The organism is Micromonospora sp. CP22, from assembly GCF_009712475.1.
Lineage (GTDB): Bacteria > Actinomycetota > Actinomycetes > Mycobacteriales > Micromonosporaceae > Micromonospora.
On record NZ_VCJO01000016.1, the window covers coordinates 15243 to 34861 of the forward strand.

Sequence of the window (19619 nt, forward strand, 5' to 3'; positions counted from 1 at the left end):
CCCCGACCGCCACCGGATGGCGGTAGCCGTCAGGCCGGTTCGACGGGCAACCACAACTCGCAGGTTGCGGTGCTGAAGTCGGCCGCGCGTTCGAGGATCGCGACCATCGACGGACCGGGCCGAAGCCGCCACGGGTTCGACGGGAACCACTCCGCGGCGGTCGCCGTCCAGGTCCGTTGCAGGGCCTGCGGATGGGGTCCGGCCGTGCGGAAGACCGCCCACGCACCGGCCGGTACCTCGATGCTGTCGAGGTCGTCCGGGACGCCGGTGTCGTGGCTGACCGCGACCCCGTGCAGGTAGGTCAGCTCGGTGCCCTCGACCGCGTCCGGGCCGATGTCGGCGGTGACCTGGAGCAGGCCCGCCGGCTCGGTGTCGCTGAGCTGCTTCAGGCGCTGGTGCTCCTCGGCGGGTAGGGCGGCGATGTGCCGCTGGATGTGCGGATTGACCCCGTGGTGGATGAGCGGAACGCGGGCGGCGTGTCCGACGAGCCGCAACCCGGGCCGGTCGACGATGCGGGTGTCCACGGGGGTGCTCCCTTCGACGGTCAGGCGGAACCTGAGCTGCGGTTGAGTACGAAGGGGGCCACCATCGCGACGAGCGTCGCCGGGGCCGACGCCGTGGACGGCCCGGAACGCACGGCCGAACGCCTCCGTCGAGCCGTACCCGTACCGCACCGCGATGCTGAGCAGGTCGTCCTCACCCCGGACGACGTCGCCCGCGGCGACGGTCATGCGCCGCCGACGTACGTACTCCGACAGCGGCATGCCGGCCAGCGACGAGAACATCCGCCGCAGGTGGTACTCGGTCGTGCCGAGTGCCCGAGCCGACGCGGTGACGTCGAGTTCCTCGGTGAGGTGCTCCTCGACGAGGTCGACAAGCCGGTTGAGTGCCGAGATCATGAAGCCCCCCTTTCGACGTCAAGCCTGGCCCGCGCGAGGCGGTCCGCGCCCGATCGTCCTGGCCCGATCCGATCATGTGAAAGCGGGCGGTCGCTCGGGGCGCGCCGTCGTTTGGGCGGCCGGCGGGCGGGTAGACGCCGGATCCGCGGCGAGAGGGGTACGGCGAGGTGGACGACGACCAGTTCATCGACTCGGTGGCGAGCCGCACAGGGAGCTCGGCAGAACAGGCGACCGCCATCGCGCGGGCCACGCTGACCACCCTGGCGGAGCGGATCGACGGAGGTGAGGCACGCGACCTCGCCCGTCACCTGCCGGAGGGTCTGCGCGCGTACGCGTTCGGCCCGCAGGAGAGCGCCGAACGCTTCGGGCTCGACGTTTTCGTGCAGCGGGTCGCGGGACGCTCGGACGTCGACCCCGAGACGGCGGCAGCGGGCATCCGGGCGGTCCTGGACACCCTCCGCGAGGCCGTCGAGGCCAGCCAGTACGACGACGTCATCGCGTTCCTGCCCGCCGAGTTCTGGCAGGTGGCGAATCCTGCCCCACAGTACGACGCGCAGCACGAGCGGGGCTGATCACGCCGCCGGCGGTCACTCGGCCTGGGCGGCCCCGGTCGCCGGCTCCAGGTACACCGGAAGGTGGTCGCCGGCCTGGGCGACGAAGAGCGCAACCTCGTACGCCATGTCGCCGACCTCCGCATCGCCGTCGATCCCGACGGCGAGGACGGCGCCGCTGCCGGTGGTGGCGTGGAACAGGAACGCCCGGGACATCTGCACCACGACCTGGTGCAGCTCGCCGTCTCCGCAGACCTGCGCGGCGGCCAGGCCCAGCGCCTGGAGCCCACAGACCATGCCGGACAGCTCGGTGGCGAGTTCGTCGTCGATGCCCCGGGAGGCGCCCAGCAGGAGCCCGTCCGGGGAGAGCACCACCGCGAACTGTGCCCCCGGCACGCGGTCGACGATGTCGTCGAGCGCGCTGCTGAGGTTGTCGGCGGTGGCGACCGCAGGAGTCATGGCAGGTCCTCTCGTTGGGCGAACCGGTTGGTACGGGCCGGTTCAGGCTCAGTCCGCGGGCTGTCCGTTCAGCACGACGGCCCGGCCAGGATGGTACGAAGCGGGGGCCAACAGCTCGGTGCGGTTGCCCCCGCCGAGACGGATTGGGTCAGACCGGCCGGGCAGGTCCGTGCAGGCCCGCCAGGCCGGGCACGCCGACCCGACCGAGTTCCCCGCCGGAGTCCGCGTCCTGCCAGGACACCACAGCCCGATGGCCCAGGTAGAGGCGGCTGCCGTCCGGACTGAGCGCGAGACCGGTGACCGGGTCCGTCGCCTGCTCGGCGGTGACGGTGAGACCGGTCAGGTCCACGGCCCGCACCCCGGTTCCCGAGCCCAGGTACAGCCGCTTCGTGGAGGCCGCCGCGAAGGCCGGAGCGCGGTCGGCGGCGAGGGTGGCCGTGCGGCGTACGGTCAGCTCCTCGGTGGAGATCTCCGCGACCGCGCCGGAGCCGACGTCGGCGACGTAGAGCCGGCTGCCGTCGGGGGTCAGCGCCATGGTGTGGCCCTCGGCGGCGCCTTCCCCGAACGGGTGCGGCAGGTCCACGCAGTACGCCCACCGCTGTTCGAGGTGCAGCGTGTGTACGAAGGCGTGCACGTCGCTGCCCGGCCGACCGCTGATCCGGTCCCGGGTGTGCCGGTGGTCCGGCTGGTGGGTGTAGAGCGTGTAGAGCACCGTGTGGTTCGGCGCCAGGACCGCCTGCCGCCCGTCGCCGCGCATCTCCTCCTCCGCCTCCTCCGGCACCACTTCCTTGGTGCGGGTCAGCAGCCGACCGGCGATCCCGGTGGCGAGGTCGACCAGACGCACCCGGTAGCGGTCCGGCGCGGCCGGTGGCAGCCACTCCAGCACGAACAGCCCGGTGAGGTCGTGGGTGAACGCCTCCGGCACCACGTTGCCCGGCAGCCGCAGCCGTTGCCGCACGCCACCGGCGTCGGCGATCAACACCAGTGTCTCGTCGCGCCCGGCTGGCCGGTCCCCGGTGGCGCTGAGCGCTTCGGTGGTCAGCGCCAGTCGGGTGCCGTCGGTGGACACGGTCTGCGGCACCCATCGGCCGGGTAGCCGTACCCGCTCGGAGGCGTTGCCGCTGGCGGCGTCGACGCGGCGCAGAGCCGTGTCGGCACCGTCCGCGACGGCCGTGTAGACCAGCCGCCCGTCGGCGGTGGCCACTCCGGCACCGAGCGTCTGCCGGTCGGTGCCGCGCAACAGGGTCAGGCCACCGTCGTCGGTGACGAGCAGCGGGTCCGGCACCGGGTCGGCGGAGGCGGCGGTCGGGTCGCAGCCGGTCAGGGCGGCGGCTCCGGCCCCGGCCAGCACGGTCAGCAGGGTACGCCGCGAGATCGTCGTGTTCGCCATCATGTCCGGGTGACACCACCGGGGTGCCGAGGGTTCCCGTGCCACGGGTGGAACCTTCCCGGCTCCGGCGGTGTCAACAGGGGTGTTCCCACCGGAGGTTGTCCTGGACGACGAGCAGTTCGTCACCCGCGCGCAGGCAGGTGACCTGGAGGCGTACGAATTCCTGGTCGCCCGGCACACTGCGGCCGCGCACCGCACGGCGGTGCTGCTCGGCGCGGGCTCCGACGCCGAGGACGTCATCCAGGAGGCGTTCGTGAAGGGATACCGCAAGCTCGACCGCTACCGTGGCGAGTCGTCGTTCCGCTCCTGGCTGCTGGCCATCGTGGCCAACGAGACCCGCAATCTGCACCGTACCCGGGAAAGACGCAACGGCCTGGTGCTGCGCGCGGCGCGCGTGGAGCCGGGCGCGGAGATCGTCGAGGACGACGCCGTCGACGCGGTCCTTGCCGGGGAGCGTCGGGCCGCGCTGGTGCGGGCCCTGCGGTCGCTGCCGTCCCGGGACCGGGAGGTGATCGTCTGCCGGTACCTGCTGGAACTCAGCGAGGAGGAGACGGTCACCATGCTGGGTTGGCCCCGGGGCACCGTGAAGTCGCGTACCTCACGCGCGTTGGTGAAGCTGCGCGGCCTGCTCGCGGTCGAGGAGGCCAGCCGTGGATGACCTGGAGCGGGAGCTGCGCGAGCTGGCCGCGTGGTTGGAGACCCCCGAGCCGCCGCAGGTCGCCGCCGAGGTCCGCGCCCGGCTGGCCGCCGCGCCGGACACCCGCCGCGTGGTGCGCCGACGGCGCTGGCGGTACGCGCTGGCGGCGGCGCTGGCCGCGCTACTGGTGGCGGTGCTGCCGCCGGGGCGGGCCGCGCTGGCCGACGCGGTGGCGGGCCTGCTGCGTTTCGCCGGCATCACCGTCAGCACCTCCCCCGCGCCGCCACCGCCGACCGGCGTCGGGTCGCCGCCGCCCGCCCAACGCAACGCCACGCTCGACGAGGCGCAGCGGCTGGTGCGTTTCCCGATCCGGACCCCCGCCGTGCTGGGGCCGCCCGAACAGGCGCTGGTGGCCGACCCGGACGCCGAGGGCGGGCACCGGTTGGTGACCCTGCTCTACCGGGACGGCACCGTCCGCCTGGACACCTTCGACGGCCGACTCGATCTGGTCTTCTACAAGCAGGCCAGCGGATCGCAGACCCGGTGGACGTCGGTCGGCACGGCCCCGGCGATCTGGATCGACGGACCACACCCGGTCTCCTACGTGGACCGCGACGGCGCCGTCCGTCAGGAGAGCGCCCGGCTCGCCGCGGCGACCCTGATCTGGGAGGACGCCGGAATGACCTACCGACTGGAAGGCGACCTGACCGCGACCGAGGCGGTCGCGATTGCCGTCACCCTGGAGTGAGCACTCACCGCGTCCGGGCACCGGCGATGTGAGAAAGCGACTCGGTCCGCCGAATGGCGGTTGGCAGCGTGATCATCCGCCGGTGCGCTGGAGGACACCCGTTCCCCGTCCACCGCTGTCCGGGGTAACGTCACGGCCCGAGCATCGGCCCGATGCTCTGCCCGGTACGCGGTGACCGACCGTCGGAACCTACCGGGATTTTTCCGGGACTGTGAGACGGCACAGCCGTCTGTCGGATATCCGCACGGCGGTTCCAGACCGGCCTTCCGGACGATTCGGACGAGGGTCGACCCTATTGTTTGTTAGCGCAAACACCTTGTCACGCAGAGCCACCGTCGCCAGCCTCCTGCTCCCCCGCCGATAAGTCGGGCCGACGAAGAGATCTCGGCATACCGTCTTGCTCTATGAAAGTTTCGGAAACGTGTCTTGTTTTTTTCGGATAAGTCTGCGACCGTTTTGGCCGTCGGTGGCCTGGGTCACTCCGAGGTTGATCGCGACGTGACCGCGAGCCGAGCCCGGACCAGCGCCTGTCGACAGGAGGCAGCCCTCGACGTCCTCGATCCGCGTGCCGGTCGATGGATCCGCTCGCAGGGGTGCCTCTGGTGGGCAGACTCCGCAGAGAGGAAGATTGATGAGGGCGAGAAAACTACTGGCTGTGTCGGTAGCCCTGGCGACCGGCGTCCTGGCGACGGCGGCCTGCGGGGGTGGCGACTCTGAGGGTCGCAACAGCGACGGCTCGGTCACCATGTCCTTCTGGCACAACGCCACGACCGGCGAGGGCAAGGCCTTCTGGGAGAAGACCGTCGCCGACTTCGAGGCCGCCAACGAGAACGTGAAGATCGAGATTCAGTCGATCCAGAACGAGGACCTGGACGGCAAGCTCCAGACGGCCCTCAACTCCGGCGACGCTCCCGACGTGTTCATGCAGCGCGGTGGCGGCAAGATGGCCGCGATGGTCAAGGCCGGCCAGCTGATGGACATCACGGACTCGATCACCGACGACACCAAGAAGGTGATCTCGGAGGGGTCCTTCACCGCGCAGACGATCGACGGCAAGGTCTACGCGATGCCGGTGGCGGTCCTGCCCGGTGGCTTCTTCTACAGCAAGGACCTGTTCGCCAAGGCCGGCATCACCCAGCCGCCGTCCACCCTCGCCGAGCTGCAGGACGCCGTGGCCAAGCTGAAGGCGGCGGGCGTGCAGCCGATCGCCCTCGGCGCGAAGGACGCCTGGCCGGCGGCCTTCTACTACTACTTCTTCGCGCTGCGTGAGTGCAGCTCGGAGACCATCACCCAGGCCGGTCAGACGATGAACTTCGACGACCCCTGCTGGCTCAAGGCCGGTCAGGACGTGCAGAACTTCGCCGCGACCGAACCGTTCAACAACGGCTTCCTGACCACCTCGGCGCAGCAGGGCGCCGGTAGCTCCGCCGGTCTGCTCGCCAACCACAAGGCGGCGATGGAGCTGATGGGTGCCTGGAACCCGGGCGTCATCGGCGACCTCACCCCGGACAAGAAGCCGCTGCCCGACCTGGACTGGTTCCCCTTCCCGAGCATCGAGGGCGGTGCCGGTCAGCCCGGAGCCATCCTCGGCGGCGTCGACGGCTACTCCTGCTCGGCGCAGGCCCCCAAGGCCGAGTGCACCGCCTTCCTGAACTACATCGCGCGCACCGACGTGCAGAAGGCCTACTACGAGGCGTTCAGCGCCCCGCCGGTCAACATCGAGGCGCAGGCGGCGGTCCAGGAGCCGCACCTGCAGTCCATCCTCACCGCCTACAGCCAGGCGCCGTTCGTCTCGCAGTGGCTCGACACCGTCTACGGCCAGAACGTCGGCAACGCCCTGAACACCGCCGTGGTGAACATGCTGGCCGGTAAGGGCGACCCGCAGAGCATCGTCGACGCGGTCAAGACCGCCGCCAAGAGGGCTCAGTAGTCCCAGCGTCATGTCTGATACGCAACACGAGAGCGTACGGCTCGCGCCGGACCCGGCATCGGGTCTGACGAAGGTCGGGGGTGACACGCCGGTCGTGTCACCCCCGGCCCCGCGCCGTCGACGCAAGGGCATCGGTTGGCCGGCCCGGCTGGAAATCGCGCTGATGACAGGACCGACACTGATCGTGTTCCTGTCCTTCGTCATCCTGCCCGTGGTGATGGCCGCCTACTACGGGTTCTTCAGCTGGCAGGGTTACGGGCCGGCCGAGAACTTCGTCGGCTTCCGCAACTACCTACTCATCTTCGAGGACAGCACCTTCCTCGCCGCCCTGCGCCACAACGCCACCATCGTGGTGTTGTCGCTGCTGCTCCAGGGGCCGGCGGCCGTCCTGCTCGCCCTGCTGCTGAACCGGCAGATCCGGGGGCAGACGGTCATCCGGGTGCTCATCTTCGTCCCCTACGTGATCTCCGAAGTGGTGGTCGGCACCGGCTGGAGCCTGATGCTGCACGGCGACGGCGTCGTCAACGCCGTCCTCGGGAAGATCGGGCTGGGCTCGTTGCAGAGCGAATGGCTCTCCGATCCGAAGATCGCGATCTGGACGCTGATGGGCATCCTCACCTGGAAGTACATCGGCTTCGCCGTCATCCTCTTCCTCGCCGGGCTCCAGGGCATCCCCGAGGAACTAACCGAGGCGGCGGCGATCGACGGCGCGTCGTACTGGCAGATCCAGCGTCGCATCACGCTGCCGCTGCTCGGGCCGACGATCCGCATCTGGGCGTTCCTGTCGATGATCGGCGCGTTGCAGTTGTTCGACCTGGTCTACATCATCTGGGGCCAGTACATCGCCGACACCGCCGGCACGTCGACGATGGCCACCTACATGGTCGCCAACGGCCGGACCGCCGGAGAGTACGGATTCGGCAACGCGGTCGCCGTGGTCCTGTTCTTCATCTCGCTCGTCGCCGCTCTGTTCTACCAGCGGTTCATTCTGCGCCGGGACACCGAGGGCGCGATCACCGGAGGGAGGCGCTGATGGCCGCGACCGCCGTGTTCGGGCGCCGGGCAAGGCGACCCCGCCAGCGAATGGCCTGGGGAAGCCCGTCCGTCTACTTCGTCGCGTTGCTGCTCATCGCGACGATGCTGGCGCCGGTCATCTACATCATCCTCGGTGGCTTCCGCACGAACGCGCAGATCACCACCGACCCCGCCGGGTTGCCCAACCCGTGGCAGGTGGAGAACTACCTCGACGTGCTGACCGGCGGGACGTTCTGGCGGCAGGTGCTCAACTCCACCATCGTCGCCCTGTTCACCACGGCGGGGGTGGTCACTCTCGGCCTGATGACCAGCTTCATCATCGCCCGGTACAATTTCTGGGGCCGGGGGGCGATGTACTCGCTGTTCGCCGCCGGGTTGATGTTCCCGCTGACCGTGGCGATCACGCCGCTGTACATCCTGGTCAAGAACCTCGGGCTGATGAACACGCTGCCCGGGGTGATCCTGCCGCAGATCGGCTTCGGCATCCCGATGACGATCATCATCCTGGTTCCCTTCGTACGGGCCATCCCCGACGAGATCCAGGAAGCGGCGTCGATCGACGGCTGCGGCCGGTTGGGCTTCTTCTGGCGGATGGTGCTGCCACTGGCCATGCCGGGGGTCATCACCGTGGGCATCCTGACCTTCATCCAGAGCTGGAACGGCTATCTGCTGCCGCTGTTCATCCTGAACCGGGAGGAGACCTTCACGCTGCCCCTCGGCGTGCAGGCCTTCGCCTCGCAGTACTCGGTCGACACGGCCAAGGTCCTGGCGTTCACCTCCCTGTCGATGATCCCGGCGCTGGTGTTCTTCAGCCTGTTCCAACGCCGGATCGTCGGCGGACTCACCGGAGCCGTGAAGGGCTGATCGTCAGCGGCTCACGACGCGGCCGTCCCGGTACGACTCAGGTCATACCGCGACGGCCGCGTCGTTCTGCTGCCCGGCTGCGTCGGTCTGCTGCCCGGCCGGGGCGCGCAGCGTGGCCGAATGCGGCCGTGTCGATCACGACCGGGTCGTCGCGGGGGTCGACCCGCCGGGCGGTCGCTGGTCACACACAGGCGAGCAGGGCGTCGAGCGGGCGTGGCACGCTGTCCCGGGCGACGGCGGCCTCGACGAGCAGCCGGGCGTAGCGCAGGTTGCGACGCGAACTGCTGCGCAGGAACCGCCACAGTTGCGCGTCACGATCCCGCCCCCGCCAGGCGGGCTGGCTCTGGAACGCGCGGAACTGTCGCAGGTCACCCTGGGCGTCGAAGAGGGCTTCGACACCCGAGCCGCCGACCGCGCGGATCAACTCGTCCTCCAGGTCGTCGACGCAGACGTGGAACCCGAGCTGCTCCAGCTCAGCCCGGGTGCGGGGCGTACCCACGCCCGCGTCCGTCAGCCCACGCCGGAAGATCTCCTCTTCGCGTACGTCGCAGAGGCCGGCGAGACGCAACCCGGTGGCCGACGGACCCAGCCGGGTCAGGAAGCGCCCGATCGCGTGGGCCCCACCGATCGGGACGACGACGATCCGCTCCGCCGCGAGGTCCCGGCCCCGGCCGACCGCCAACGTCTCCAGGGCGATCTGGTCGCTGATGCCCTCGACGAGCACCACCGCCACGGCGGACTCGGCCTGCGCCAGGGCACGGGCGGTGGCCCGCATCGAGGTGGCGTTGCCGCCCAACGGCCCGTCGAGACCGACCGGGGCCGACCCGGACCGCGACGTGACATCCATGTGTGGGCCTCCCCGTCCGGTCGGTGGGGCCCCAACGACGGGCGACAAAAGACAAAGGCAGAGAGTCACCTCCCTGCCACTCCTAACGTATAGCGCACCCGGGGGCTTGTGGCAAGACCCCGGTCCTGGCGCAGAATCGAGTACGGTCTGCCGGCCGTCGTCGGGGTGGCCGACGCCACCCGGCTGAGCCCCGACGGCCAGCGGATCCGGGTGCACGCCAGCGACGGCTACGTGCAGATCCTGCCCTGATGGACGACCTCGCCTGACGGGCCGATTCGGCGGTTGGCGCGCAGCTACCCGCTCAGGCCGAGCGCCTGCGCCGTGAAGAAGGCGGTGAGCCAGGCCCATCCGGTGATGACGACGGCGCGCTGAATGAGGCCGAGGTGCGGTGACGTCTCCTCCCACGCCCTGCCGAACCAACCGATTCCGACGAAGAGGGCGACGGCGACACTGGCCGAGCCGGTCCGCCACCACGTCCCGGGCAGCGTGAACGTCGCGATCGCCGCAGCGAGGGGCAGAGCCAGGAAGACGACGGCCCCGGCGAAGTCGTGGACTCGGTGCCCGACGCTGCTCTCCTCGGGTATCCCGGGTGGAGCGCCCGGCGGGTAGCCGAGCATCGGGTCCATCCGGAACACCCCGGAGGCGACGAGGCCGAGCCCGAACACGGCCAGGACCCCACCGAGCAGAACACTCGGCCCGTCGGCGACCGTCCCGACCGCCCCCACGGTTATCGCAGCACCCGAGACGAGGAAGTTCGTCGTCTGGATCCAGCCTCGCCGGCCCAGCGCCAGGGCGCTGATCGGGTGACGCACCGACGAGTAGTGCTTTCGGCTCCCACCGTCGATGAGGAACACCAGCACGAACAGCACCGCACCGGCGGCACCTGTCCAGAGGGTCACCAGAATCCCTCCTGCGGTCTGCTGGGCTTTCCGGCGGCCTCAGTACATCGCGTCAGCCGCCGTCCCGGGCAGTGCCGATCGTCATGAGGTCCGGTGTGACACCGCCGCCCGGATGCTGCCGTGGGAGGCGACGCACCTTGCCCGTCGGCTGGCGAACCCCTAGCCTTGATTCACTTATGTCGATTGATCATCGGGGGCGTTGATGCGACGGCGGACGAGGTGGACGATCCGGCTGGCCACAGCCCTGGTCGCGGTGGGGAGCCTGGTGACCTCGACGGCCGTGGTCGGCACCGCGCACCAGCCCACCGAACCACCCACCGCAGTGGTCGACTGGAGCGCCGAGCGACAGACGATCGACGGCTTCGGTGGGTCCTTCGCGTTCCACAAGGCGGGCGGGATCCAGCGGTTGGGCGAGCCGCTCACCTCGCAGATGCTCGACATGATCTTCGACGACAAGACCGGCATCGGGCTGGACATCGTCCGTGTCATGGTGGGCGACGGGGGCGTCTGGGGCGACCAACTCTACGACGGCCCGACGCAGACGATCGCCCCGGAGCCGGGCGTCTTCGTGTGGGACCAACCCGACTGGGCGCAGCGCAAGGCCGACTTCGACGCGTACCAGATCTGGTTGATGCGGCAGGCACAGGCGCGTGGCGTCAAGACGATCCTCGCCAGCGTGTGGAGCCCACCGGCATGGATGAAGCAGAACAACAGTGTGATCTCCTCCGGCCCTTCCGGCCCGCCGAACAAGCTCCGGCCCGACATGTACCAGGCGTTCGCGGACTACCTCGCGGAGTACGTGCTCGGCTACGAACGCGAGTTCGGCATCAGGATCACGCACATCTCGCCGACCAACGAACCCGACATCAGCACCGGGTACTCCAGTTGCCAGTGGACGGCCGAGGAACTGCGCGTGCTGGTACGCGACCACCTCGGTCCCACCTTCGAGCGCCGGGGCGTCACCGCGAAGATCGTCCTCGGCGAGGGCGTCGGCTTCCACGAGGGGTACGCGCTGCCCGCGATCGGCGAACCGGCGGCGAACCGGTACGTCGACGTCGTCGCGGCACACGGTTACGCCGGGCTGATCGACGACGCCACCCGGGCCGCGCCCACCGCGTTCACCACCTCGCACACGTTGGGCAAGACCATCTGGCAGACCGAGTACATGAACCAGGGCTCACCGCGTGACCGGCTGTTCGTCAACAACACCATCAGCGACGGCCTGCGCTACGCGACTCTCATCGGCAACCTGTTCGACGAGACCCGGCTGAGCGGCTACTTCTGGTGGTGGCCGGTGGCGAACAACGGCGCGGACGGCTCGGATCTGATCCGCCTGGTCAACACCGGCACCCCGCAGAGCGGCAACCCGACCGAGAACGGCCAGTACCGCATCTTCAAGCGGTACTACACGTTCGGCCAGTACAGCCGGTTCCTCGACCCGGGCGACGTGATGATCGATGCCACCAGCACACCGTCGCCCGGGGTGACGGTCACCGCGTACAAGGACGCGACGAGCCACGACTTCACCATCGTCGTGGTCAACAACAACCCGGACGACGTCCCGCTCACCGTCGACCTCACCGGCGGTTTCCCGCTGCCACCGGAGACCAAGCAGGACTGCAAGAAGGGCGGATGGGCCCACTTCGTCAACCCGACGTTCCGCAACCAGGGCGACTGCGTCTCCCACGTCGCCACCGGCAAGGGCCCGCGCTCGTCGGTGGTGCCGTACCGCACGTCGGCGAACGAGAACATGAAGAAGCTGGCCGAGGTCCGCACGCACGGCGGGTCGTTCAGCACCGAACTCCGTGGCCGCAGCGTCACGACGTTCGTACCGACGTGGTCCGAGCTGCCCGCGCTCCCCGACCGCAAGGACGTGTTCTCCACCTACCTCGCCGAGGAGAACGACGGGCAGTCCGCCGGGCTGCGGGTGGTCACGACGCCCGAGCACGGCAAGGTCGTCACGGGCGTACGCGATGGCAGCCACCTCCGCTGGGCGAACGTCAACTTCGCGGACGGCTCGGCGGCGGGCTTCCCGGAGCAGAAGGGCCAGCTGCGCCTGCACGTCACCGTCGCCGCGCAGGGCGGCGGAGTCATCGAGGCCCGGATCGGCAGCCCGAGCGGACCGCTGGTCGGCTCGATGACCGTACCGTCGGGAGATGGCAGCGACTGGGTGACCGCGACGACCTGGGTCGACACCAGCCCACCGGCGGCGAACGGAATCCACGACCTCTACCTGGTGTTCACCGGCGGCACCGGCACCCTCTTCACCGTGGACCGCGCCGAGTTCAGCGACTGACCGTGCCGCCGGACGCACCGGTCATCGCCCATCCCGTGGCCGGACGCCGAGAGCCGCCACGCGGAGTGGTTCAGCCCTGTGCTCCCCCGGCGTCCTCGATCGTCACCTCGACCGGACCGACCCGCAGGATGCCGTCGGTCAACGGGGTGCAGCGAACACCGCCTCTGCCGCGCAGGCCGCGCCAGGCACCGGGGCCGACGGTCACGTCCATCCAGGCGCACGGGGGTGCCGGCCGGTTCACCCGCAGCCGCACCGGTCCCTCGCCCGAGTCGAGCACCAGCGTCGCGCCGACCAGGTCGTCCACGCCGACGCCGCTGGTCAGGATGTTGCGGCGGACCTCGGCCAGGCCGATCCCCGGCGGCAGCGACTCGGCCGCGATGACGGTGACGCTCGCCTGACGGTGCGCGGCCTTGCCGAAGTACCGGTCGCCGACGATGCCCAGCTCCGCCCGGACCTGGATCTCGTTCACCAGCTCACCGGCGGGCGCCGGTTCCGGCCCGTCCGCCGGCCGGCCCACGAACCGGTGCACGGGCGAGGCCAGCAACTGGACGATCTCCGGCATGCCCCGACTGTATGACGCCCCGCGCCGACGCGCGGCCTTGCCGCCCGAACCCGGTCAGGAGAAGCGGCGTCCCTCGTCGCGGCGGTACGCCCAACCGGCGAGTCCCGCCAACGCGACGATCCACACCCCGAGCATGACCATCGAGGTCGGCTCGGGCCGGAAGTCGCCGACCGCCGTCCACATCAGCTCCACGGCACCCCGCGTGGGCAGGAACGGCGCGATCGTCTCGATGAAGGCGGGGGCCTGTCCCGGTGCGCTGAGCAGACCACCGCCGACGGCCAGCGGGAAGAACACCAGCTGGGCGACGACGATAGCCGCCTTGCTCGGCAGCGCGTACCCGATGGCCAGCCCCATCAGCGTGAACGGTACGGACACCACGGCGACGGCGGCGGCGGCGAGCGCGAACCCCGCCACGGTGGTACGCGCCTCGGTGAGCAGCGCCGCGATGAGCACCACCGGCAGCAGCGACAGGTAGGTGAGACACAGGCCCGCCAGCACCCGGCCGACGAATCGGGGCGTCGGTCCCACCGGAAGGGTGCGCAGGTACGGATCCCACGGCTGGGCGCGGTCCTCGGCGACGCCGATGCCGTACTGGAAGACGTTGGCGCTGAGCACCGCGAAGGTGACCATGGCGGCGGTGGCGTAGGTGGCGCCGACGGCGTTGTCGCCGACCGCCGGCACCACGAAGAAGAGCATCGCGGCGGCGGGGAAGAAGGCGCTGCCGAAGACGGCCACCGGCGTCCGGACGATCTCCAGCAGTTGGTAACGGGCATGGGCCAGGGCGTACTGCACGGTGATCTCCTCAGGCGGGGGTCGGTACGTCGGCGTCCGCCGGCCGACTGTCGGCGGTGATGGTGAGGAAGGCCTCCTCCAGCGAGGTGGGGCGGACCTCCAGGTCGCGGAAGGCCACCCCGGCGGTGACCAGGTCACGGACCAGTTGGTCGGCGTCGCCGGTGAGCAGGTGGACCCGGTCCCGGTCCCGCTCCACCCGCACCACGTGCGGCAGTGTCGGCAGGTCGTCGGTGGTCAGGCTGACCCGACGCAGGTCGACCACTCCGCGGATGGCGGAGACGGTGTCGTCGGCGAGCACCCGACCCTGCCCGATGACCACCACCCGCTGCGCCAGCGCCTCGACCTCCTCCAGGTAGTGGCTGGTGAGCAGGACCGTGCCGCCGTCGGCGTGGAAGTCCCGGATCGCGTCCCACAGCGTGCGCCGGGCCTCGACGTCGAGGCCGGTGGTCGGTTCGTCGAGCAGGACCAGTCGCGGCCGACCGACGAAGGCCAGCGCCACCGCCAGCCGCCGCCGCTGCCCTCCGGACAGCCCTCCGGTCTGCCGCCGGGCCAGGTCCGCCAGGCCGAACCGGTCGAGCAGCTCGGCCCGTGGGACGGGGTCGGGAAAGTGCGCCCCGACGAAGTCGACCACCTCGCCGACGCGCAGCGTGCCGGGCAACCCGGTCTCCTGCGGGGTGACCCCGACCTGTCGGCGACGCGCGGGGTCGCGGGGATCACCGCCGAACAGCAGCACCCGGCCGCCGGTCGGCCGACGCAGACCGATGAGCAGGTTGAGCAGGGTGCTCTTGCCGGCCCCGTTCGGCCCGAGGAGGCCGACCAGTTCCCCGGCCGGCACGTCCAGGTCGACCTGGTCGAGGGCCAGTACGTCACCGTAGCGTCGGGTGGCCTGCTCGGCCCTGGCGAGGATCATGGTGTCTCCTTGACGTCGGCGGGTGCGAGCAGCGAGCGGATCGCTTCCGTGTACTCCTCGAAGGCCAGGCGGCCCCGGCGGGTGAGGGCGATCAGGGTGACCGGGGTACGTCCCCGGTGGGTCTTGGTGACGGCGACGTACCCGGCTTCCTCCAGTCGCCGCAGGTGCACCGAGAGGTTTCCGGCGGTCATCCCGAGGACCTCCTGGAGACGAGGGAAGGTCACCTGATCACATTCGGGCAGAGCGGAGAGCGAGGCGACCACTCTCAACCGTGCCTGGGCGTGGATTACCGGATCGAGTTCGGTCACGCTTGACCCCTCCGGCGGAGCCAGCCGAGCAGGCCGGCCAGGAGCATCCCGCCACCGCCGGCCACCGACACGACCAGCGCGTGCCAGCCGGGGCCGGCGATGGTGCCGAGCACGTTGACCGCGGTGATCCAGACGCCGAGCAGGAACAGCGGGCGCTCCATCCAGATCGCGCCGCCGGCCATGTGCAGGATGCCGGTCAGACCCACCGCGAGGGCTGACCAGAGCAGGCCGATGAGGTCCGGCGGGAGGCTGTCGGACACCCGACCGGCGAGCACGAAGATGGTCAGGAAGCCCAGCCCCCAGGACCAGCCGTACCAGGCGCCACGCCGGGCGGACTCCCCGGTCACCTGTCCGTGCGCCCGTACGCCGGCCACCGCGGTGACGGCACCGGCGGCGGTCAGCAGCACGAACAATGTGGTCAGTGGCAGCCACGAGGGCATCCCGACCAGGGGCGTGTCACCCGGCGAGTAGTAGAGGAAGTGCAGCCCGAAGCCGATCAGCCAGGCCAGCCCCCAGGGCCAGTAGTAGGCACGGGGGTCGGGCTCGAACTGGCGGGCGGCGGTCGCCCGCTGCTCGTCGATCAGTCGCAGGGCGGCAGCCGGGTCCTCGGGTGGCAGGTCATCGTCGGTGTTCACGCAAACTACTTTATGGCATAAAGTCAAGCGTGCCGGCAGCGCCCCACCCGGGGACCCGACGCCGTGCGTCCGTCAGCCGCAGGTCATTGCGATCCCGGTGGGCACCACGCCGACCACGAGCAGCCCGAACGTGGTGGTGCCGTCCGGTGCCACGGTGCCGTTGTACGGTGCGTTGCGTACCGTCACGTCAGGGCCCGCGCCGTCGAGCACGCCACCCCAGACCGTCTGGACCTGCTGGTCGCCCGACCAGCGCCACCGGACCTGCCAGCCGTCGAGCGGCTCGCTGCCGGTGTTGCGTACGGTGACCGTGGCGACGAAGCCGGTGGCCCAACTGGCGTCGATCGCGGCGGTCGCCTCGCAGCCGGTCGACGATTGCGTCCGCACCGGCCCCCCGATGTACGGATCGCGCCGATCCTCGACGTCACTGAACCGGAACCAGTACTCGGTGTCCGGGGTCAGTCCGTCCACCGTGACCTTCCCGTAGCGCTCCATTCCGGTGACCGTCTCGGCCGCCGGGTCCCGCCACTTCTCCGCGTCGTCGCGGCTGGTGAAGAAGTGGACGGTTATCGGCAGGTCGTAACCGCAGGGCGGGCCGTTGAAGATCAGGGAGTAGCTGATGGTGATGGTGGTGGCGGTGACGTCGGAGACCTGGCCACTGATCGGCAGCGCCGGCGGGCAGGCCACCGTCGGTGACGGCGACGAGATATTGGGCGGGGTCGGGGACGGGGTCAGGCTCGGCGACGAAGGCGGGCTCGGGATCGGGGTCCACAGGGGTGCCAGGGGCGGGGCGGCCGGGGAGTCGGCGGCAGCGGCCGCGGTGACCAGGGCGCCAGCGGTCAGGGTCGCGACGGTCAGCGCCACACCGAACGTGCGGAGCATCGTTACCTCCAAGAACGGTGACCGGCCGGGGGCGACGACGCGCCGGCTCCTTGGCCGGTCCGAGGGTCGGGCACCGCGTTGGGACGACTGCCAGGTGTCGACGGCGGACGTCGGCGGCGGCACACGGGGACAGGGCTGCCCGGACCGTGACACGCGCGGTATGCCCACACCGCCGCGTGACCGCACCGGCTCCCTGGTGCGGTGGGCTCAGCCCGAGGTCGAGTCTTTCAGTCGACGTTGATCGATACAACAGTCGATGCCTGCGTACGCCCGCGAGCGGGTGGCGCACCGCACCGACAACGCCAGTTGTCGGTGCGACGTCGTTCGACGCTCAGCCGGGCGTCAGGTCCCCTCCGCCAACGCCTGACGCATCCGGTTGATCTCGACGCTCTGCTCCACCACCACACTGCTGGCCAGTTCGTTCACGGTGATGTCGGAACCGAGCGTCAGTGCCTCCTTGCCCATGTCGATCGCGCCCTGGTGATGGTCGGTCATCATGGCGACGAACATCCGGTCGAACTCGGCCCCCCGGGCGGCGGTGAGTCGGTTCAGCGCCTCCGCCGACTGCATGCCGGACATGCGGTGCCGATGATCGCCACCGGAGTCACGGTCCAGACCCCGGTCGGCAAGCCACGCCTCCAACACCTTGATCTCCGGACCCTGGGCGGCCAGGATCCGTTCCGCAATGATCTTCAGCTGGGGGTTCTCGCCCCGGTCCGCCACCAACCGGGCCATCACCAGCGCCTGCTCGTGGTGCGGAATCATCATGGTGACGAAGCGGACGTCGGCGTTGTTGTGCGGCGGGCGCGGCATCGCCGACATCTCGTTCGCCGGCAGCGACTTCGCCGGCTCGCCGGGGCGTCCGGGCATCAGCACCGGCGCGGTGGCGTCCGGCAGGCCGGGAAGTTCGATCGGCGCGGGGGTGCTCGACGTGGTCGCCGGCTCGGGCTCGCTCTGCGGCCACCAGAGCACCAGTGCCACCCCGACGGCCAGGACGGCCAACACCGCCATCTCGATCAGCACCAGCCTGCGCGAACGTGCGAGACGCTCCCGGATCCGTACCCCCAGCACACGTGCCTCCCGCCGTTGGTCGAGGTTGGCGGGATGTTAGCGCGGGCCGACCTGCGACGGGAGGGTACGGCCCGGCGAAAGGATCAATTGACCCCAGCTGCGACAGTTTTGCACCCCACCGGCGCCGGTCGTGTTGCTGAACCGTGACCACCAGCACATCGATGCCCTTGCCCCGACGGCGTTATCGTCCCGCTACCCCTGCTGATCCTCGACGAAGGGTGTCCTACATGTCCGATCCAACCCCACGAGGGAGCCGAAGGCTGGCCATCAGCCTGGCCGCTACCGCTGCCCTTCTCGTCGCCGGTGTGGCCGCCGCGCCGGCGAGCGGTGCCGAGTCCACCGCGAACACCATCCCGGGGATCGACGAGATCGTCAGCTCCCCCAACCTCCAGCAGGTCGCCAACATCCCGAAGTTCGGCGGGTTCGCCAGCGAGAGCGCGTACAACTCGGACCTGGCGTTCCAGGGCGACTACGTCTTCGCCGGCAACTACAACGGTTTCAACGTCTTCGACATCAGCGACCCCACCTCGCCGCAGGTGGTCAGCCAGGTCGTCTGCGTCGGCGCGCAGGGCGACCCCTCGGTCTTCGGCAACCTGTTGTTCCTCGCGGTCGACTCGCCGCGCAGTGACGACTCGTGCGACAGCAGCAGTGGTTCGGTGGCCCAGGAGAGTTCCTGGGAGGGCGTCCGGATCTTCGACATCAGCGACAAGGCGAACCCGCGCTACATCAAGTCGGTCCGCACCGACTGCGGTTCGCACACCCTCACCCTGGTGCCGAGCAAGGACGACCAGAGCGTCTACGTCTACGTGCAGTCGTACAGCCCGTCGAGCAGCGCGTTCTACTGCAAGCCGCCGCACGACAAGATCTCGATCATCAAGGTGCCGCTGGACAACCCGACCAGCGCCTCGGTGGTGGCCACCCCGGTGCTCTTCCCCGGCACCTCCGGCAACACCAGCACCAGCGGCTGCCACGACATCACCACCTACCCCGAGCTGGACCTGGCCGCCGGTGCCTGCATGGGTGACGGCGTGCTGATGGACATCTCCGACCGGGAGAACCCGGTGATCATCAGCCAGGTGCGGGACACCAACTTCGCGTTCTGGCACTCGGCCACGTTCAACAACGCCGGCACCAAGGTGATCTTCACCGACGAACTCGGCGGCGGCAGCGGCGCGATCTGCACCAGCAGCTACCGGGCCAACCAGGGTGCCAACGCCATCTACGACATCGTCGGCAGCGGCGCCGACCGCGAGCTGGTCTTCCGGAGCTACTTCAAGATCCCCCGGGAGAACACCGACCTGGAGAACTGCGTGGCGCACAACGGGTCGCTGATCCCGGCGATGGGCCGCGACATCATGGTCCAGGCCTGGTACCAGGGCGGCGTCTCGGTCATCGACTTCACCGACTCGGCCAACCCGGTCGAGATCGCCTTCTGGGAGCGCGGGCCGCTGTCGGACACCCGCCGCATCCTCGGTGGGGCGTGGTCGACCTACTACCACAACGGATACATCTACTCCAACGACATCCAGAAGGGCTTCGACGTCCTCAAGCTGGACGACCCGCGTACCAACAACGCCCGCGCGGTGGCCTTCAGCGAGCTGAACGTGCAGACGCAGCCGAGCTACCCGGCCTGCACCACGGTCCTCACCGGACGTCACAACGGCAGCATGACCATCAAGGACGGGATCACCTGCATGGACGGGGTGACCCAGAACGGAGCCATCAAGGTCAACCCGGGTGCCGGGCTGATCGTGTTCAACTCGACCCTGAACGGTTCGATCCACGCGGTGAACGCCTCCGTGGTCTCCATCGTGGAGAGCCGGGTGAACGGCTCGGTGGACGCCATCGGCGCCACCATCCGCGACAGCAAGGTCAACGGTTCGGTGCGGACGAGCTGACCCGCGCCC

The 19619-nt window shown here is 70.0% G+C and carries 20 protein-coding genes and 1 pseudogene; 9 read left to right on the forward strand and 12 right to left on the reverse strand.

The window, feature by feature from the left end; genetic code table 11:
- Positions 1-29 precede the first annotated feature (29 nt).
- On the reverse strand, positions 30-899 hold the full coding sequence (locus FF096_RS21405; protein WP_155221283.1) for an AraC family transcriptional regulator: 870 nt from the start codon (positions 897-899) through the stop codon (positions 30-32).
- A gap of 167 nt (positions 900-1066) precedes the next feature.
- Here FF096_RS21405 and FF096_RS21410 point away from each other — a divergent pair, with 167 nt between their 5' ends.
- Positions 1067-1471, forward strand: coding sequence for a DUF2267 domain-containing protein (locus FF096_RS21410; RefSeq protein WP_309223712.1), 405 nt, complete (start codon positions 1067-1069; stop codon positions 1469-1471).
- Between the two features lie 15 nt (positions 1472-1486).
- On the opposite strand, the gene FF096_RS21415 is transcribed toward FF096_RS21410, so the two are convergent.
- On the reverse strand, positions 1487-1909 hold the full coding sequence (locus FF096_RS21415; RefSeq protein ID WP_155221285.1) for a roadblock/LC7 domain-containing protein: 423 nt from the start codon (positions 1907-1909) through the stop codon (positions 1487-1489).
- Positions 1910-2057: 148 nt separating this feature from the next.
- Positions 2058-3344, reverse strand: a complete 1287-nt coding sequence (locus FF096_RS21420) for a hypothetical protein (protein ID WP_309223713.1) — start codon at positions 3342-3344, stop codon at positions 2058-2060.
- Between the two features lie 25 nt (positions 3345-3369).
- On the opposite strand from FF096_RS21420, the gene FF096_RS21425 reads away from it, so the two are divergent.
- The 5 genes from FF096_RS21425 (at position 3370) to FF096_RS21445 (ending at position 8513) form a co-directional block, all read left to right on the forward strand.
- Positions 3370-3957, forward strand: a complete 588-nt coding sequence (locus tag FF096_RS21425) for an RNA polymerase sigma factor (RefSeq protein ID WP_309223714.1) — start codon at positions 3370-3372, stop codon at positions 3955-3957.
- Entirely contained in the window at positions 3950-4684 is a 735-nt protein-coding gene (locus tag FF096_RS21430; protein ID WP_309223715.1) for a hypothetical protein, read from the forward strand. The genes FF096_RS21425 and FF096_RS21430 overlap by 8 nt, the downstream gene beginning before the upstream one ends.
- A gap of 655 nt (positions 4685-5339) precedes the next feature.
- A complete protein-coding gene (locus FF096_RS21435) occupies positions 5340-6614 on the forward strand; it encodes an extracellular solute-binding protein (RefSeq protein WP_309223716.1) in 1275 nt (424 codons plus the stop codon).
- 10 nt (positions 6615-6624) lie between these two features.
- Positions 6625-7647 carry a carbohydrate ABC transporter permease gene (locus FF096_RS21440; RefSeq protein ID WP_155221289.1) on the forward strand — a complete coding sequence of 341 codons (1023 nt, stop codon included), beginning with the start codon at positions 6625-6627 and terminating at the stop codon, positions 7645-7647.
- Positions 7647-8513 carry a carbohydrate ABC transporter permease gene (locus FF096_RS21445; RefSeq protein WP_155221291.1) on the forward strand — a complete coding sequence of 289 codons (867 nt, stop codon included), beginning with the start codon at positions 7647-7649 and terminating at the stop codon, positions 8511-8513. The genes FF096_RS21440 and FF096_RS21445 overlap by 1 nt, the downstream gene beginning before the upstream one ends.
- A 181-nt stretch (positions 8514-8694) precedes the next feature.
- On the opposite strand, the gene FF096_RS21450 is transcribed toward FF096_RS21445, so the two are convergent.
- Entirely contained in the window at positions 8695-9360 is a 666-nt protein-coding gene (locus tag FF096_RS21450) for a TOPRIM nucleotidyl transferase/hydrolase domain-containing protein (protein ID WP_230462826.1), read from the reverse strand.
- A 108-nt stretch (positions 9361-9468) separates the two neighbouring features.
- On the opposite strand from FF096_RS21450, the gene FF096_RS21455 reads away from it, so the two are divergent.
- Entirely contained in the window at positions 9469-9609 is a 141-nt protein-coding gene (locus FF096_RS21455; protein WP_155221293.1) for a hypothetical protein, read from the forward strand.
- A 44-nt stretch (positions 9610-9653) separates the two neighbouring features.
- On the opposite strand, the gene FF096_RS21460 is transcribed toward FF096_RS21455, so the two are convergent.
- The gene (locus tag FF096_RS21460; protein ID WP_309223717.1) at positions 9654-10259 is read right to left on the reverse strand and encodes a DUF998 domain-containing protein; all 606 of its coding nucleotides are present in this window, start codon (positions 10257-10259) and stop codon (positions 9654-9656) included.
- A 202-nt stretch (positions 10260-10461) separates the two neighbouring features.
- Between FF096_RS21460 and FF096_RS21465 the strand changes: the two genes are divergently transcribed.
- The gene (locus FF096_RS21465) at positions 10462-12555 is read left to right on the forward strand and encodes a glycoside hydrolase (RefSeq protein ID WP_155221298.1); all 2094 of its coding nucleotides are present in this window, start codon (positions 10462-10464) and stop codon (positions 12553-12555) included.
- A 70-nt stretch (positions 12556-12625) separates the two neighbouring features.
- On the opposite strand, the gene FF096_RS21470 is transcribed toward FF096_RS21465, so the two are convergent.
- The 7 genes from FF096_RS21470 to FF096_RS21500 all read right to left on the reverse strand — a co-directional run bounded on the left by FF096_RS21470 (position 12626) and on the right by FF096_RS21500 (position 17712).
- Positions 12626-13117 (reverse strand): molybdenum cofactor biosysynthesis protein, encoded by a 492-nt coding sequence (locus tag FF096_RS21470; RefSeq protein ID WP_155221300.1) that lies wholly within the window; start codon positions 13115-13117, stop codon positions 12626-12628.
- Between the two features lie 54 nt (positions 13118-13171).
- Complete coding sequence (locus tag FF096_RS21475; RefSeq protein WP_309223718.1) at positions 13172-13909, reverse strand: ABC transporter permease; 738 nt, start codon at positions 13907-13909, stop codon at positions 13172-13174.
- Positions 13910-13919: 10 nt separating this feature from the next.
- Positions 13920-14819 (reverse strand): ABC transporter ATP-binding protein, encoded by a 900-nt coding sequence (locus FF096_RS21480; protein WP_155221302.1) that lies wholly within the window; start codon positions 14817-14819, stop codon positions 13920-13922.
- Entirely contained in the window at positions 14816-15127 is a 312-nt protein-coding gene (locus tag FF096_RS21485; RefSeq protein ID WP_309223719.1) for a transcriptional regulator, read from the reverse strand. Before FF096_RS21485 ends, FF096_RS21480 begins: the two co-directional genes overlap by 4 nt.
- Positions 15124-15762: a transporter gene (locus FF096_RS21490; protein WP_309223720.1), complete on the reverse strand. Its 639-nt coding sequence runs from the start codon at positions 15760-15762 to the stop codon at positions 15124-15126. The genes FF096_RS21485 and FF096_RS21490 overlap by 4 nt, the downstream gene beginning before the upstream one ends.
- A 72-nt stretch (positions 15763-15834) precedes the next feature.
- Complete coding sequence (locus FF096_RS21495; protein WP_155221306.1) at positions 15835-16641, reverse strand: cellulose binding domain-containing protein; 807 nt, start codon at positions 16639-16641, stop codon at positions 15835-15837.
- A 342-nt stretch (positions 16642-16983) separates the two neighbouring features.
- The gene (locus FF096_RS21500) at positions 16984-17712 is read right to left on the reverse strand and encodes a DUF305 domain-containing protein (RefSeq protein ID WP_155221308.1); all 729 of its coding nucleotides are present in this window, start codon (positions 17710-17712) and stop codon (positions 16984-16986) included.
- 227 nt (positions 17713-17939) lie between these two features.
- Between FF096_RS21500 and FF096_RS21505 the strand changes: the two are divergent.
- Positions 17940-19328, forward strand: a pseudogene (locus FF096_RS21505) (LVIVD repeat-containing protein); the annotation flags it as partial.
- Positions 19329-19619 lie beyond the last annotated feature (291 nt).